Consider the following 15783-nt stretch of genomic DNA (forward strand, 5'->3'; position numbering starts at 1 on the left):
AGATTGGGTCTATGTTTCTGGGGAGAATTATAAATTTAATAAAAACTTTTTTTCCTACAAAATATTTAAAATGATAAATTAAGGGAAACAAAAGTGGCCTCCAAAGAAAAAATGAAGGTTAAAATGATTTATTCAAGAAATTGAATACTCGTTATGAATCCAGATCAAAAGTTTCCGAAGGATTCTCGTGGGGTACATAATTCAGCATGTCCTCCCCTTTTGCGATTATGGTACAAACCGTGGCGTCGCCGGTAACGTTCACGACCGTGCGGAACATATCCAAAATACGATCTACGGGAAAAATAATAGCAATCCAGGCTGGGTTCAACCCAACCGATTCCAAAACGATGATAAGCATGACCAAGCCCGCACTTGGCACCGCAGCGGAACCAATTGATGCCAATGTTGCGGTAAGTACAATGGTTAGTTGTTGCCCTAAAGTTAAATCAATCATATGCAATTGGGCAAGAAAGACCACGGCAACAGCTTGGTACAGACAGGTTCCGTCCATATTTACGGTGGCGCCGATGGGCAGGACGAAACTGGTTATTTTTTTATCCACCCCCAGATTTTCCTCTACACATTCCATAGTTACGGGCAGGGTGGCCGCACTGCTTGAGGTGGAAAATGCCAAGGTCTGTGCGGGAGCCATCGCTTTAAAAAAGCCTTTGTAGGGAATTTTCTTTACAAAAAGTTTCATCAGTAATGGATAGACTATAAAAATCATCAACATAAGGCCCAAAAACACGGTAAGCGAGTACCAACTTAGCCCCTTAAATATTTCATACACTTTCCCTATATCGTCGCCTGCCATTTTGCTCACAACCCCTGCCAATAGTGCAAATACGAAGAAGGGAGCGGCCTGCATCACCAAATCGACCATTTTTAGGAAAACCTCCATGGCACTGTCCATAAAATCGGTCACGGGCTTTGACTTTTCATTCGGAATCAACAGCAGACAGACGCCGAAAAATATTCCGAAGAAAATAATCTGCAGCATCAATCCATTGTCCGTCAAGGAAAAGAAAAAGTTTTCGGGCACTATATCCACTAAAGGTTGAAGGGGGGTGCTTTCTTTGGTCTTTTGGGCGGTTTCCATTTTTTCGGCCACCGAGGCATCTTTTAGCTCCCCTCTTGAAAGGTCTGTTATTTTCTGGGCTCTTTCAAAGAATGCCGGATCCTGCAGATAATTGATGCCGTCCTTTACCTCGTGGCCTTCCGAAGCCGACCAGATTTCATAGCTTATACGATTATCGATCCTGCTTTGTTCGTCAATCAGTTTTCCGGGTTTAATGACGTTTACCAATAGTAATCCCATAGTAACCGCAAAAAGAGTGGTAATCAGGTAGGCCAAAAGCGTCTTCCCTCCCATTCTACCCAGACTTGTGGGATCGCCAATATTTGCCACTCCACTGATAATGGAAACCAAAACCAAAGGCACGGCAATCAATTTCAACAAATTGATGAAAATTTTCCCGAAGGGTGCTATCCAGTCTATCGTAAATTCACTCCACCCCAACTGGCTGCTGAGCAAGGCCCAAATGATCCCTAAAATAAGTCCGATGATTATTTTCCAGTGAAGTGCGAGTTTTTTCATAGCTATTCCCCGCGCAGACGGGGATCTTTTTAGTTAATATTTATTTTATTCAAAAGTCAAAGTTTCGAAATTTTATTCAACAGCCAAAAATCGGCAAGGACCAATGCTGCCATTGCCTCCACAATTGGCACGGCCCGCGGCACAACGCAGGGGTCGTGACGGCCTTTGCCTTCTGCCGTGGCTTTGTTTCCTTTGCTATCTATAGTTTCCTGTTTTTGCATAATGGTAGCTACGGGTTTAAAAGCCACTTTAAAATAGATGTCTTCCCCATTGCTGATTCCACCCTGAATTCCCCCGCTGTGGTTTGTTTTTGTACTGCCGTCCTCGTTAAATGAATCATTGTGGACACTGCCTTTCATTGCTGTTCCTGCGAAACCGCTTCCGTATTCAAAACCTTTTACGGCGTTTATGGAAAGCATTGCCTTGCCAAGCTCGGCGTGCAGTTTGTCGAAAACCGGTTCTCCCAAACCGACGGGCACATTTTGGATAACACCGCTAACGGTTCCACCAACGGTATCGCCTTCTTTTCGAATGGATTTTATGTAATTTTCCATTTTGGAAGCCATTGCGGCATCGGGACATCGCACCGGATTTTTTTCGATTTCTGAAAAATCTACTTCGGAATAAGGTTTTGTAAGTTCCATTTCGCCTACGGAAGAAACGTATGCCTTGATTTTGATGCCTTTCAACAACTGTTTTGCGATTGCTCCCGCCACAACCCTGCAAGCAGTTTCGCGCGCCGAGGAACGGCCGCCGCCGCGATAGTCGCGGATTCCGTATTTTTTATCATAGGTAAAATCGGCATGCGACGGGCGGTAAACGTCTTTTATATGGCTGTAATCCTTGCTTTTTTGGTCGGTATTTTCAATGAGGAAACCGATGGGCGTGCCAGTGGTTTTACCTTCAAAAATTCCTGAGAGAAACTTTACCGCGTCCTCTTCCTTCCGTTGGGTAACGATTGCGGACTGGCCGGGTTTGCGGCGTTGCATTTCAGTATTAATCGCTTCAAAATCGAGGGAAAGTCCGGCGGGGCAACCGTCTATAATTCCGCCAATGGCCGCTCCGTGCGATTCGCCAAAGGTGGTGAGTTTAAAAATCTTTCCGAAGGAATTGCCCGCCATAGGTTGGTTTTCAACAAATGTAAACTTTCGGGTTTAATTATTCAAGATTCACGGTTTAAAATTCAGGATTCTCGATTTTGCGTTCAAAATTCTGCGAATGCCAATTGAAATGGACGAAGACGTAAGGGAGCCTAGACGAAAACGAATCAAGGCTGGAAAAATTTCGCAATCAATAAACCTGCATCCCTATTTGAAGTGGTTCAGAATTGGGCTCTAGTGGCTTATTCATAAAATCATCGAGGTGTTTATCAATCTTTAATCCTTCCTTCTCTATTGTATCCATTCTTTTTTCAGTTTTTTCGATCCATTTTATTACTTGGGCACCTCCAAATAAATGGCTGGTCGGCAAAGGCTCTCCCATCTTTTTTAGTATCATTCCAACGGGGCAGTTTACTTTATCCTGAAGTTTTATGAAATTGGCCAATAAGTTTGCATAAGGTGTTATCAGGGAGCCCACGCCTCCTCTTGGTTGCATCCATCCCACTAAATAAAGGCCCTTGTAGGTATCGTACATACTAAAACCGTAAACTTTTACATGTGCTTTTTCAACCCTACAGAGTTCTTTTGGAAGAAAGGGGAAAGCTGTCTTAAAGCCGGTTGCGTAAACAATGGTGTCAACATTCTCCCTACTGCCATCTTCAAATTCTACTTGATTTCCTAAAAATCTTTTTACGGCACCTTTAATTATGGTCCTTCCATGCTTCACGTGCATAAGGGTTTCGGTATTCACCGTAGGATGCCTGTCGAAAACCTTCGATTCTGGTTTGGGCAGTCCGTATTCCTTATGGCTCCCAATGGTAAGCTTAAGCATCATTTTTATTAAACTTTCCCTGAGCCAATCGGGTATTGGCGGCACTTTTAATGATGCCAATGGCTTGCCCATAAACGTTTTTGGAAAGATCCAGATACCACGGCGGACACTCAAAAAGTTTTTGGAACTTACCCGGGCTGATTCCGAAGCAATATCGAAGGCCGAATTGCCCGCGCCAATTACCAGAACCCTCTTGTTTATTAATTGATCGGACGACTTGTAATCTTTGGAATGAAAAGTCTCACCCGTGAAATCACCATCATACTTTGGGAAATTTTTGCTCCAATGGTGGCCATTGCAAACTATTACTCCTTTGAAGGTTTTGGCTGTTTTATCTGAAAAGGTTACTTCCCATAAATTTTCGGTTATAGGATTAATGCGTATTACTTTAGTGTTGAATTGAATGGACTCAGTTAACCTGTAATGCGAGGCATAGCTTTGATAATACGCCAGCATTTGCCCACTACTCGGAAAATCGGGATAATCCCCGGGCATTTTAAAATCGGGATATTCCATTACACTTCTGGCAGAGAGAATATGTGCCGATTTGTAGGTGCCGTGGTACCAGTTGCCACCTACATCATCATCTGCATCTACTTGGTGATATGGAATTCCAGCCGCTTTGAACGATTTTGCAACCGCTAAACCAACGGGCCCTGCGCCAATTATTAAATGATGTGTATTTAAGCGCTCACTTTTCATAGTTTAAGTATCGTATGTAGCTATTATAATGGATATAATAAACATTTTGGAATTGCAATTATTTGGTTTGTAAAATACAAAGGTTTTTTCAATGCCTTTGGATTTGATATTTTTTTATATGAAAAAGAGGATAATCAAAAAACGATTATCCTCTGAGGAAATAAAATACTATTTATTAAATTGCTTTTGAACCGGCTTCGGCAACTGCATGGTCATTTTCAACGGAGCTTCCGCTTACGCCAATGGCTCCTATTATTTCGCCTTTTGCGTTTTTAATTGGAATACCTCCTGGGAAAGTAATCAAACCTCCGTTGGAATGCTCAATGTTGTACAGGGAACCGCCGGGTTGCGATAATTCACCAACAATTCCAGTGTTCATATCGAAATAACGGGCTGTTTTTGCTTTTTTAATTGAAATGTCCAGCGAGCCCAACCAAGCGTCGTCCATACGGCCAAATGCTACCAGATTTGCCCCTGCATCCACAATGGCGATGTTCATTTTAGTATCTATGGCCTTGGCTTTTTCCTTTGCCGTTGCAAGTGCTTTTTCTGCTTGTGCTAATGTAATATTCATAATTTTCTGTGTTTAATTTGTTATTATTTCTGATGCAAATGTACCGCGGAAGTCCTCTTCTTGAATTACCAAAACAGGTCAATAGTTTATGAAAAAAGGTCAATTTTTGAAATTGGTTGATTATAGATTAATCACAATGAGGAACTCCCGCTCGGGCTAAAACCAAACTTATTTTTAAAGGCAATGCTAAAATTCGAAAGGTTATTGTACCCGAATTCCAGATACAACTCAGAGGGTTTACAAATCCCTTCTTCCAAAAGCCTTTTCGCTTTTTGGAGCCGTTTGTCCTGAAACCATTTCCCCGGAGAGGTTTTGTATTCCTTTATAAAATTTCTTTTGAACGTTGACAAACTCATGTTGCATAAAAACGCGACCTCGGCCAATCGCAGGTTGGAGTGAACCTTACTTTCAACTACTTTTTTAAAAGTGGAACCTTCACTGCTTATTAAGGAATATAAATACTGCTCGAATCTTCTTCCGTATTTCTGAATGAGGTAGAGCATCAATTCCTCAAACTTTACGGAAAGAAGGTTCTCCATAAAAATTGGCGGAGCATCGCTAATTGTGGATAATGAATTTAGATACGAGGTAATGTACGCATCATTTCCTATTATGAAATACGGCACTTCGCTCTTTGCAATGCCTTTGTTCGCTGTGTGTTTCGCTAAAAATTCAAGGAGTCTTTTTTCTGAAAAAAAGAAGAGCTTACAGTAGTAAATGGCTTCTGTGTCCAGTAGTTCCGTCCAAAGCCAATTTCCTTTTTTCAGAAGCAAGGATTGGTCCTTGTTTACCGCAACCGATGTTCCCGCAAAGTGAACTTGCTTCTTCCCAACCTGCAAAAAACTGAACATATTCATCCCCAAATTGACCTTGCTCTTTACCACATTATGCGTCATTTTAAAATCATAGACGAAAAGATCCGGTCTTTTTTGTTTGTTGTCAAGGTAAATTTCGGGTATGTTTTCTATGGGCATTCCGGTGGTTTTCGAGTTACTGGCTACTTGTAAATATACAAAACCAGGTTAACTTAAGTTTACGTGATACGTGAAGCGTAGCGATTGGGGTTCTAACAGTTGAAATCACAAGAGCGCATTTTTAAGAATCGTAACCGGATGCAAAGCTTTCCGTCCCGTTCCGTCCAAAATTTGATGCCGGCAACTCGTGCCATTGGCCGAAATAAGGGTGTCTTCGGTAGCTTTTCGCACGACGGGAAATAGCTTCAACTCCCCTATTTTCATACTCACGTCGTAATGCTCCTTTTCATACCCAAAACTGCCAGCCATCCCGCAGCAGCCCGAAGGAATAATAGTGGGTTTGTAATTTTTGGGAAGGTTTAATATGTCGAAAGTTACTTTTTGATTGCTCAGTGATTTTTGATGGCAGTGAGCGTGGATTTTAATTTGTTTTTCTTCGGAAGTGAACTGTGCCGCGGAAATGGTTCCGTTTTGAATTTCGGCAGCCAAAAATTCCTCAATCAAAAATGTGTTTTTTGAAATGGTTTTTGCCGATTCTTTATCGTCCGCCAAACGCAGGTATTCATCGCGAAAGGACAGGATTGCCGAAGGTTCGATGCCAATAAGCGGAACATTTTCTGAAACTTTTTGTTTTAAAAATGCAATGTTTTTATTCGCTTCCAATTTCGCTTCTTCCAAAAAACCTTTGGACAGCAGGGCGCGACCGCTATCCAAAGAGTCAATTACATCTACATCATAGCCCAAACCGGTTAAAAGTAAAAACGAATCCACGGCAATTTCGGCATCCAAATAATTGCTGAATTCATCTATAAATAGTATTAATTTTTTATTGTTATTATTTATTGTAACATATTCATTTTTAATTGTTTGAAATTCCTTACTGAAATTTCTAATTGAAATCTTCGGAAGGGATCTATTTTGATGGACGCCGCCTATATTTTTTATAATTTTTGAAGTGAAGCCATTCGCAAAAAACCAATTGGAAAGCTTGGGAAATTTGGAAGCCATCTTATTCAGTTTTGTACTTTTTCCGAAGAGTTTATTCGAAAGACTTACCCCGTTCGCTTTGTTGTACTGATATAAAAATTCCGCTTTTGCCGTGCTGATATCCACATTGCTGGGGCATTCGCTGGCACAGGCCTTGCAGCTAAGACAGAGGTCAAAAACTTCCTTTAATTCTTTGGAATTGAATTTGTTGACCGACTCATTATTTGTCAAAACTTCCCGCAACGCATTGGCACGGGCGCGGGTGGTATCTTTTTCGTTTTTTGTGGCGTGATAGCTGGGACACATGGCTCCCGCCGAATCTGCGTTTTTTCGGCAATCGCCACTGCCGTTGCAGCTTTCGGCCAATCGGAGTATGCCTTGGTAATCACCAAAATCCATCAGCGTTTCAACCTTTGGCTCCTCTCGGCCCGGTGCGTACCGAAGCGATTCGTCCATTTTATAAGCATTTACGATCTTTCCCGGATTGAAAATGTTTTGAGGGTCAAAAGCCGATTTGATCCGCTTTAAAAGTTCGTAGTTTTTTTCGCCAATCATCAACGGTATAAACTCGGCCCGCACGATGCCATCGCCGTGTTCGCCGCTAAAAGAGCCTTTGTATTTTTTGCAGAGGATGGCCACGTCTGTCGTGATTTTTCGGAAATAATCCACCCCTTCCTCTTCCTTTAAATTCAAAATTGGCCGCAGGTGGAGCTCGCCCGCGCCGGCGTGTGCATAATAAACGGCCTGTTGCCCGTATTTTTTCATCAAAGCCGAAAATTCTGAAATATAACTGGGCAAATCTTCCAAGGCCACGGCCGTGTCTTCAATACAGGCAACGGCCTTGCGGTCGCCGACCATATTTCCAAGCAACCCGAGGCCGGCCTTGCGCAGTTCGAGTGCCATTTCAATTTCCGCTCCGCGCAGGATTGGGCTGTGGTAACTGTGTTTGGAAAGCGCGAGCGATTTTTGCAACGCCGCTATCTGCTCCTGTAGGTTTTCTTCGGATTCGCTCTTCAATTCCAAAAGCAGGATTGCCTTTGGATTGGCCTTTACAAAAAAACGGTAGGGCTCGTAGGTCTTGCTTTTTTTAGTGCAGTCCAGAATTACGTCGTCCATCATTTCGCAGGTATGCAGGTTGTGCTGCATTGCCACAATCACATCGTTTAAGCAAGCTTCGAGCGTTTCATAATGTGTTGCAATCATTGCAGTATATTTCGGTGGCAACAGGTCAAGTTGAAGTGTTATTTCTGTAGTGAAAGCAAGGGTTCCCTCGCTTCCGCAGAGCAATTTGCAGAGATTGATTTCATCATTAAAATTACCAAAAACGGAAGTATTGAGCAGGCTGTCAACCGCGTAGCCCGTGTTTCTTCGGTGGATTTCGGGTTTTGGGAATTCCCGCCAAATTTCTTGCCGGGTCGCTTCCGAACGCAATTCATTGTAAAGAGTTTTATAGATTTTTCCTTCCAGGGAATTTAGCTCGGTTTTCTTCAAAAAATCTTCTTTTGAAAGCGGTTCAAAAACCACTTCCTCGCCATTGGAAAGAATGGTTTTCAGTTTTAAAACCTTGTCGCGCGTTACGCCGTATTGAATGGAGGTGGTCCCACTACTGTTGTTGCCCACCATTCCGCCAATCATACAGCGGTTGCTGGTGGAAGTGTTGGGACCAAAAAAAAGTCCAAACCGCTTTAAACGTTGGTTCAATTCATCGCGAATTACGCCCGGCTGGAGCGTAACCGTTCGGTTTTCCTTATCCACCGCAAGGATTTTGGTGAAATGTTTTGAAACGTCCACCACAATTCCCTCGCCCACACATTGCCCTGCAAGGGAAGTGCCGGCGGTCCTGGGTATGAGTGAAGTATTATGTTCTTCCGCAAAGGCCACCAGCTGCTTGATTGCCCGAGCGTTTTTGGGATAAGCCACCGCCAGTGGAATTTTTCGGTACACCGAGGCATCCGTGGCATATAATGCTGTCTGGAGGGAATCGGTGAAAATTTCCCCATTGAATATTTTCTGAAAAACTTGAATTTGCTCTTTCATTGCCTTACTGTAAATGTAAAAAACTTCCTTAACAAAACTTTGTAAAATTTGATGTATGGATTAGCATCGCCTTAACGATTGGCACGCTATAATACCACTACATTTACTGCGTTTATAACTAAAATCAAGAATTATGAAAAATGCAGCTTTTTTAATCATTGCAATTACTCTTTTGGGGTTTCAGGCCAAGGCGCAGGAAATCTCCAAAAACGCAATTGGGATTCGCCTTAGTGAAAGCAACGGATTTGGCCCCGAGGTTAACTACCAGCGCGCACTTGGCGATAGCAACAGGCTGGAATTAGGACTGGCTTGGCACAGCGAACGCTATTGGGACGACGTAAAATTTACCGGAATCTACCAATGGGTCTGGAATATTGACGGAGGTTTCAACTGGTATGCCGGGCCCGGTTTGGGCGCTGGGATTGAAAGCTATGACCGGTATTATGATGACGATTATTCATACTACAGAAACAAGGATTCGGAAGCATTTGCGTTTTTTACGGGCGACGTGGGTTTAGAATACAGCTTTGATTTCCCGCTGCTGGTTTCCTTCGACTTTAGACCGCAAGTGAATTTGAATTATCGCGATGACGTTAATTTTGATGTGGGAATAAGTGCCCGTTATCAATTCTAAGGAAATATAGATTTTATTTTGAAAGAAATGCCCCACATATAAAAGGGGCATTTCCCCTTTTAAAAAACAGGAAAAATCCTGTTTCATAGGTGCGTTTTTTATTGCAATTTTATAGAATTCAATAAGATACCCTATGGAAAAGCATTATGTAGATATACATTGCCATCCCTCGTTAAAACCTTTCAGCAAAAGTTTCAAATATCAGCCTATAAAACAAAATGCGCTGGATCCGAATCGGAAAAACTCCATTTGGCACTACAGTCCGCCAAATTTTCTTGAAAAGTTTATCAACCGCTTGGTAACCCTTACAAAGTTCACACAAACCGATCTTACCGCTCTGGCAAAAGCTAAGACCAAAGTTGTGGTTGTTTCGCTCTATCCTTTTGAAAAGCATTTTTTCGGAAAAGAAATAATGGGAATTAAAGGGGTTACCGACGTTTTGGTAAACTTTGCGGCAAGCATCAGTCAATCGCGGATGGATTACATACGCAGCAATAAGGATTATTTTGTGGATTTGATGGATGAATACCAGTATTATCAACAGCTCCACAATCAGGTTGAAAACATTGATGGAAAAATATACACCTACCGTTTGGTGCGAAGTTTTCAGGATATCAAAAATAATTTCGCCCAGGAATCAGATTCCAAAAAGATTATAAATATTATACTTACCATTGAAGGCGGACACAGCTTCAATACGGGTATTGAGATGAATAAGGATATGGCCAGCCGCACCGAAGTTATCGAAAACATAAAGGCCATTAAAAATTGGGAACATCGCCCGTTGTTCATCACGCTCGCCCATCATTTTTACAATGAACTTTGCGGCCATGCGCGCAGCATTTCCATAGGAATGCTGAAGAAAAATCAAGATCGTGGCTTAAATACGGGCCTTACCGACCTTGGCATTGAAGCCATAGATTTGCTATTGGACAATACTGAAGGAAAACGGATCCCGATTGATGTGAAGCATTTGAGCACGGCCTCGCGAAAAGCTTATTACCATTTGCTCGACACGAAATACGCCTCGGAAAATATTCCGGTAATTGCCAGTCACGGCGCGTGTAACGGAAAGCACTCGATTGTGCAGTGGAACAAGACCGATATTATAGAGCACGAGGATTGGTTTTGCGATATCGACATCAATTTTTATGATGAGGAATTCATCCGCATTGCCCGCAGTAACGGTATTTTCGGCATCCAGTTGGACGAACGCCGCATTGGCAGCAGCACGGCCATTTCAGAAAGTAAAATATTCTTTCCGAACAAAAGGAAACAGTTGCGAAAAAAAGCCTTGTTGGTTTGGAGGCAAGTGCAGCATATTGCAGAGGTTTTGGACCGGGATGGCTTATTTTGTTGGGGAATACAGAGTATAGGCAGTGACTTTGACGGAATCGTAAATCCAATAAATGGGCTCTGGACCGCGGAAAATATGAAGGATTTAGCCGAAGAAATGCTAAACCACGCACAGGATTATCTTTCAAAAAACTTAATCGTGTTAAACGATTTCAACAGAATAGACGCTGCTGAAATAGTGGAACGTGTAATGCACGGAAATGCAATGGAGTTTATTGAAAGGAATTATTAGACCTTAGCTATGGTTTTTCTGAAAAATAGCTTCTTCATATAATTTTTCATACAGCGGAACAATTTTTTTGGTATCATAAACCATCGCAGATTCAACGGCCTGTTGCTTGAATTTGTTCAAGACTTCATCAGAAGCCAAAATCTTCAAGGCGTTTTCGGCCATTTCGTCCACATTGCCCACATCGCTTAAAAAACCACTGACCCCTTGAATATTCACTTCCGGCAAACCGCCCGTATTACTTGAAATCACGGGGACTCCACAAGCCATCGCTTCTAAGGCCGCAAGACCGAAACTTTCCTTTTCCGAAGGAAGGATGAAAAGATCGGTAAAACAAAGAATTTTATCAACCTCGTTGCTATTGCCCACAAAGAGCACCTTTTCCTCTATTTCCTTCTCTTTACAGAGCAATTCGCAGGCTTCGCGCTCAGGGCCTTCGCCAACAACAATTAGCTTTGAAGGTACCTTTTTCTGAATGCGGTCAAAGACCTCAATCACATCCTTTACACGTTTTACCTTTCGAAGGTTACTGACGTGGGTAATGATCCGTTCATCCTTATCTGCCATTAAATCGCGCTGGCACTCGGTAAAGGAATTTATTTTCTTGGGAATATCAATAAAGTTCGGCACTACGTGAATTTCCTTTTTAATATCGAAAAGTTGAAGTGTGTCTTCCTTTAAGCTTTTTGAAACTGAAGTTACCACATCGCTATTATTGATACTAAAGGTAACCGCAGTCTTGTAAAAAGGATGGCTGCCAACCAGCGTGATATCCGTTCCGTGAAGCGTGGTAACCATTGGTATATAGATGTTTTCTTCCTCCAGCATTTTTTTTGCCATGTAGCCCGCATAGGCGTGGGGAATGGCGTAATGTACGTGTAGCACCTCAATTTTGTGGAGCTTGACCATATCTACCAACTTGCTGGAAAGTGCAAGTTCGTAAGGCTGATAATGAAACAATGGGTAATCTGGAACTGAAACTTCGTGAAAGTGGATGTTTTTTGAAAGCAATTCCAACCGAACGGGCTGTTTATAGGTAATGAAATGTATTTCGTGGCCGTGCTCGGCAAGCGACAAGCCCAGTTCGGTGGCCACTACCCCACTTCCTCCAAAGGTTGGATAACATACTATTGCTATTTTCATATTTTTTATTTTTGAAACAAGACTCAGGACTGAAGGGATACAGGACGGCTTGTTGCTTTTTTTTTTAAAACAGGAACTATACTAAAAGGAAACTGGACAATTTATTGTTTAATCTTTACATCTTTAGTTTTATCAAAATCCGTCTTGTTTCCTGTAGCGAAGCGGTCTTGTATCCCTTTAGTCCTTTTTCAGTAATCAATAGCCTCATAAATGGCTTCCTGTATTATGCTTCGCAAATCGCTCTTTATCAACTTTCGGTTTTCCGGATCGGGAAAGGTACGGTTCGATAAAAATACGTAAACAATTTCCTCTTCTGGGTCTGCCCAAGCAAATGTTCCGGTAAAACCACTGTGTCCAAAACTGGTCATCGAAACACAACCACAGGTTGGCCCCGAGGTGCCGAGTTGCGGTTTGTCAAAGCCTACGCCTCTTCTTACGTTTTTGTCGCAGTAATAGCAGGTGTTGAAATCGTCTAAAATCTTCGGATTAAAATAGCGTTTCCCGCCGTAAAAACCTTTCCATAGATACATCTGCATTACTTTTGCAACATCGTTACTATTGCTGAACAGTCCCGCATGGCCACTAACGCCACCAAGCATCGCCGCCCCTTGGTCGTTTACATAGCCTTGAACTTTCTGCTTTCTAAAAATATCGTCCTGCTCCGTTGGCGGAATATTGTCTTTTGAAAATTTTTCCAACGGAAGATACGTCATATAGTTTGCGCCCAAGGATTCGTAAAGGTTTTCCTGAACAATTTGCTCCATCGGTTTGCCAAATTTCCGCTCAAAATAACGCTTCAAAATGTAATAGGGCAGATCGCTGTATTTGTATTCAAGCTTTGAGTTCAAATCACTCTCACGAATGTCTTTGTATATGGTATCTATATAATCCCTTCGCATATATAGGTTCTCTGCCACTTGCACGTTAAAATTCTTTCCGGGAATATTTGAGTAATATTTTGAGGAAACACCCGTCTTTTCTTCGTTGTAGGTGTGTCTATAAAAAGGAATCCAAGCCTTAAAACGCGCGTAATGCGAAAGCATTTGCTTTAAGGTAACATCTGCTTTGTTTGAGTTTTTATACTCCGGAAGCATTTCGGAAAGTTTGGTGTTCAAACTCAATTCTTTCTTATCTACCAATTCCATCACTAAAGGTAAGCTTGCCAAAATTTTTGTCAATGAGGCAAGGTCGTACATCGTGGTGTCGCGAACCTCCTGTTTTTTATCGTATTCGAAATAGCCGAAATTTTTCTGGTAAATAACCTTTCCCTTTCGCGCCACCAAAACCTGCGCTCCGGGGTACATGCCTTCACGAATGCCCAAATTTGCAAGGGAATCAATTTTTTTCAGTTTATAGCTGTTAATGCCTACGCTTTCAGGAGTTCCATATTGCAATCTTCGCAAGGATTTTGTTTGCAAAAAAGTATTCAGTGGAAAGTCCTCACCCAATGAAACCGGCAATTTGCCCTTCGCCTCGCGCGCGCCAAAAATTAATTGGGCAGAAAGCTGCTGCGAAATTTTACTGTTTTGGTAGGACATAACCACACCTTCAAAGTTTGCAGTGGTTTTTAAATCGAGCATGGCATACGGTCTGGCAAAAACATCCAAGATCACGGTGTTTGTTCGGGCAATCTCATAAAGCCAAACGAGTTCATTTTCAGAAAATTCAAAATTTTTCCAAGGATTTTCATTGCTTTTATGAAAGCCGATAATTACGTAATTGTATTCCTTCAACTTTTGAATATAATCATCCAGACTGTTGGCCTTAACCCAATCTACATTGCCGTACTTTTTTAGCTCATTTAGGAAATCTTCCCCGGAATCATCCCCAAAATTGACATAGGCAATCTTTTTCTTTTGAAGGTCTTTTATGGGAAGAATGGCACGATCGTTTTTAAGTATGGTAAGTGCATTGTCCATGGCCTCTTCGTATAGCGCATCATCATTCACCGAGTTTAAATCTTCAACCAGATATGTTGTTTTTACAGGTTTGTAATGATTTAGGCCCACTTTGTATTTGGCGTAAAGAATTTTCTTCACGGAATACGCCAAGCGTTTTTCTGTAATTATTTCTTCGTTGTAGGAATTGATAAGAAATTCGATGGCTTTCGGGACATCTTCGGAAATCAGCAACACATCGTTTCCGGCGAGGAATGCGGCCAGTTCAATTTCACCGGGTTTTTTAAAATCGGAAGCGCCTTTCATATTGAGGGCATCGGTAAAAATAAGCCCGTTGAAGCCCATTTCCTTTTTCAAAAGATCCGTTACCACTTTTGATGAAAGTGATGAAGGGTAATTCATTTGCGGTTCCAAAGCGGGAACGTTCAAATGGGCCACCATTACGCTATTCAAACCTTGGTTTATCAATTTTTTATACGGATACAGTTCTAAAGTGTCCAAACGGTTTCTTGAAAAATCGACCGTGGGCAAAGTTTTATGGCTATCCTTTTCAGTATCACCATGGCCGGGAAAGTGCTTGGCGCTGCCCATAATGCCAGCGCTCTGCATGCCTTTCATAAAGGCGAGGGCTTTTTCGGTTACGTTATCCCTATCTTCACCAAAGGATCGGTTGCCGATAATGGGGTTTTTTGGGTTTGTATTTATGTCCACGACCGGAGCGAAATTTATATGGACCCCCAGCCGTTTGGATTGTTCGCCAATGCGACGGCCTATTTTTTCAACAATTTTGTTGTCGGTAATGGCGCCCAGGGTCATATTCCATGGGAAGGCATAGGTAGAATCAAGCCGCATTGCCAGGCCCCATTCCGCGTCCATCCCGATCATCAAAGGCACTTTGGCCAAGGATTGAAATTCGTTGTTCAACTTTGCTTGTCGCACGGGACCGCCCTTGGAAAAAATTACCCCTCCCAAGTGATAGTTTGTAATCAGGTCCTTTATTTTATCAGTCTTCGCCTTAGGGTCGCTACTGAAAATATCAGCCATAAACAGTTGGCCCATTTTTTCTTCCAAAGTCATTGAATCATAAATACTATCGACCCATTTTCTTTGGTTTTGGAAATCGTTTTTAAGGATTAAGGGATTGTTTTCCTGAGCAATTGTCGGGAAATATATAGTTATAAGAATACAGGCGAGCAAAAATTTCTTCATGGCACTGGAAACGGGATTATGATAAAAAACGATTGTGCCAACTTTCAGTGGCGGGAACTTCCCAATTTTCAAGATATTCTGCTTTTGTATTTACAAGATTGTTGAAGACAATGGTGTTTTTTGAAACCGATTTATCCTTTGCCATTTTTCTGAAATCGGCCAAAGGTTTATAAGCGATGTATTCCCCTGAATAAAAGGTCACGTTCATTTTATCGAGCAGATCCACATCAAATTTCTCCTGAAGCGACTGGATAAAATGTACCGAGGCATCAATGCTGCAGCCCGATGCCGAAGCATTTGCCTGGTTGAGGCCAATGACTATAAAGCGGTTGTATTTTATTTCAACGGCGGCCTCAAGTTCGGCTCCGTGGGCGGTCCATTTCGTCAAAAATTCTTCTGTAAGTTTTTCAATTTCCGCAACTTCATCGTCGCTCAATTTTCTATTGGCCTGATAGATCCATATTCTGGAATCATCGGGCAGGTTTTTAAAATCTGTCAGCATTATTAATCA

At 42.1% G+C, this 15783-nt stretch carries 11 protein-coding genes; 2 read left to right on the forward strand and 9 right to left on the reverse strand.

Going from position 1 to position 15783, the window contains the following annotated elements; genetic code table 11:
* Positions 1–151: 151 nt before the first annotated feature.
* The 6 genes from POV26_RS02415 to POV26_RS02440 all read right to left on the reverse strand — a co-directional run bounded on the left by POV26_RS02415 (position 152) and on the right by POV26_RS02440 (position 8803).
* Positions 152–1597 carry a dicarboxylate/amino acid:cation symporter gene (locus tag POV26_RS02415; RefSeq protein ID WP_272854899.1) on the reverse strand — a complete coding sequence of 482 codons (1446 nt, stop codon included), beginning with the start codon at positions 1595–1597 and terminating at the stop codon, positions 152–154.
* Between the two features lie 56 nt (positions 1598–1653).
* Positions 1654–2718, reverse strand: coding sequence for a chorismate synthase (gene aroC / locus POV26_RS02420; RefSeq protein ID WP_272854900.1), 1065 nt, complete (start codon positions 2716–2718; stop codon positions 1654–1656).
* Positions 2719–2887: 169 nt separating this feature from the next.
* A complete protein-coding gene (locus POV26_RS02425) occupies positions 2888–4231 on the reverse strand; it encodes a flavin-containing monooxygenase (RefSeq protein WP_272854901.1) in 1344 nt (447 codons plus the stop codon).
* A gap of 175 nt (positions 4232–4406) precedes the next feature.
* Positions 4407–4805 (reverse strand): GlcG/HbpS family heme-binding protein, encoded by a 399-nt coding sequence (locus POV26_RS02430; protein WP_272854902.1) that lies wholly within the window; start codon positions 4803–4805, stop codon positions 4407–4409.
* A 131-nt stretch (positions 4806–4936) separates the two neighbouring features.
* The gene (locus POV26_RS02435) at positions 4937–5779 is read right to left on the reverse strand and encodes a helix-turn-helix domain-containing protein (RefSeq protein WP_272854903.1); all 843 of its coding nucleotides are present in this window, start codon (positions 5777–5779) and stop codon (positions 4937–4939) included.
* A 105-nt stretch (positions 5780–5884) separates the two neighbouring features.
* A complete protein-coding gene (locus POV26_RS02440; protein ID WP_272854904.1) occupies positions 5885–8803 on the reverse strand; it encodes an FAD-binding and (Fe-S)-binding domain-containing protein in 2919 nt (972 codons plus the stop codon).
* 133 nt (positions 8804–8936) lie between these two features.
* Here POV26_RS02440 and POV26_RS02445 point away from each other — a divergent pair, with 133 nt between their 5' ends.
* Both POV26_RS02445 and POV26_RS02450 read left to right on the forward strand, forming a co-directional pair.
* Positions 8937–9437 carry a hypothetical protein gene (locus tag POV26_RS02445; protein WP_272854905.1) on the forward strand — a complete coding sequence of 167 codons (501 nt, stop codon included), beginning with the start codon at positions 8937–8939 and terminating at the stop codon, positions 9435–9437.
* A gap of 133 nt (positions 9438–9570) precedes the next feature.
* The gene (locus tag POV26_RS02450) at positions 9571–11025 is read left to right on the forward strand and encodes an amidohydrolase family protein (protein ID WP_272854906.1); all 1455 of its coding nucleotides are present in this window, start codon (positions 9571–9573) and stop codon (positions 11023–11025) included.
* A 3-nt stretch (positions 11026–11028) separates the two neighbouring features.
* Here the strand turns inward: POV26_RS02450 and bshA are convergent, their stop codons facing one another.
* The 3 genes from bshA to POV26_RS02465 form a co-directional block, all read right to left on the reverse strand.
* Positions 11029–12165 carry an N-acetyl-alpha-D-glucosaminyl L-malate synthase BshA gene (gene bshA, locus POV26_RS02455; RefSeq protein WP_272854907.1) on the reverse strand — a complete coding sequence of 379 codons (1137 nt, stop codon included), beginning with the start codon at positions 12163–12165 and terminating at the stop codon, positions 11029–11031.
* A gap of 188 nt (positions 12166–12353) precedes the next feature.
* The gene (locus POV26_RS02460) at positions 12354–15272 is read right to left on the reverse strand and encodes a serine hydrolase domain-containing protein (RefSeq protein WP_272854908.1); all 2919 of its coding nucleotides are present in this window, start codon (positions 15270–15272) and stop codon (positions 12354–12356) included.
* 16 nt (positions 15273–15288) lie between these two features.
* Positions 15289–15774, reverse strand: coding sequence for an ABC transporter ATPase (locus POV26_RS02465; RefSeq protein ID WP_272854909.1), 486 nt, complete (start codon positions 15772–15774; stop codon positions 15289–15291).
* Positions 15775–15783 lie beyond the last annotated feature (9 nt).

The sequence above is a fragment of the Aequorivita todarodis genome, assembly GCF_028561335.1.
Classification (GTDB): Bacteria; Bacteroidota; Bacteroidia; order Flavobacteriales; family Flavobacteriaceae; genus Aequorivita; species Aequorivita todarodis.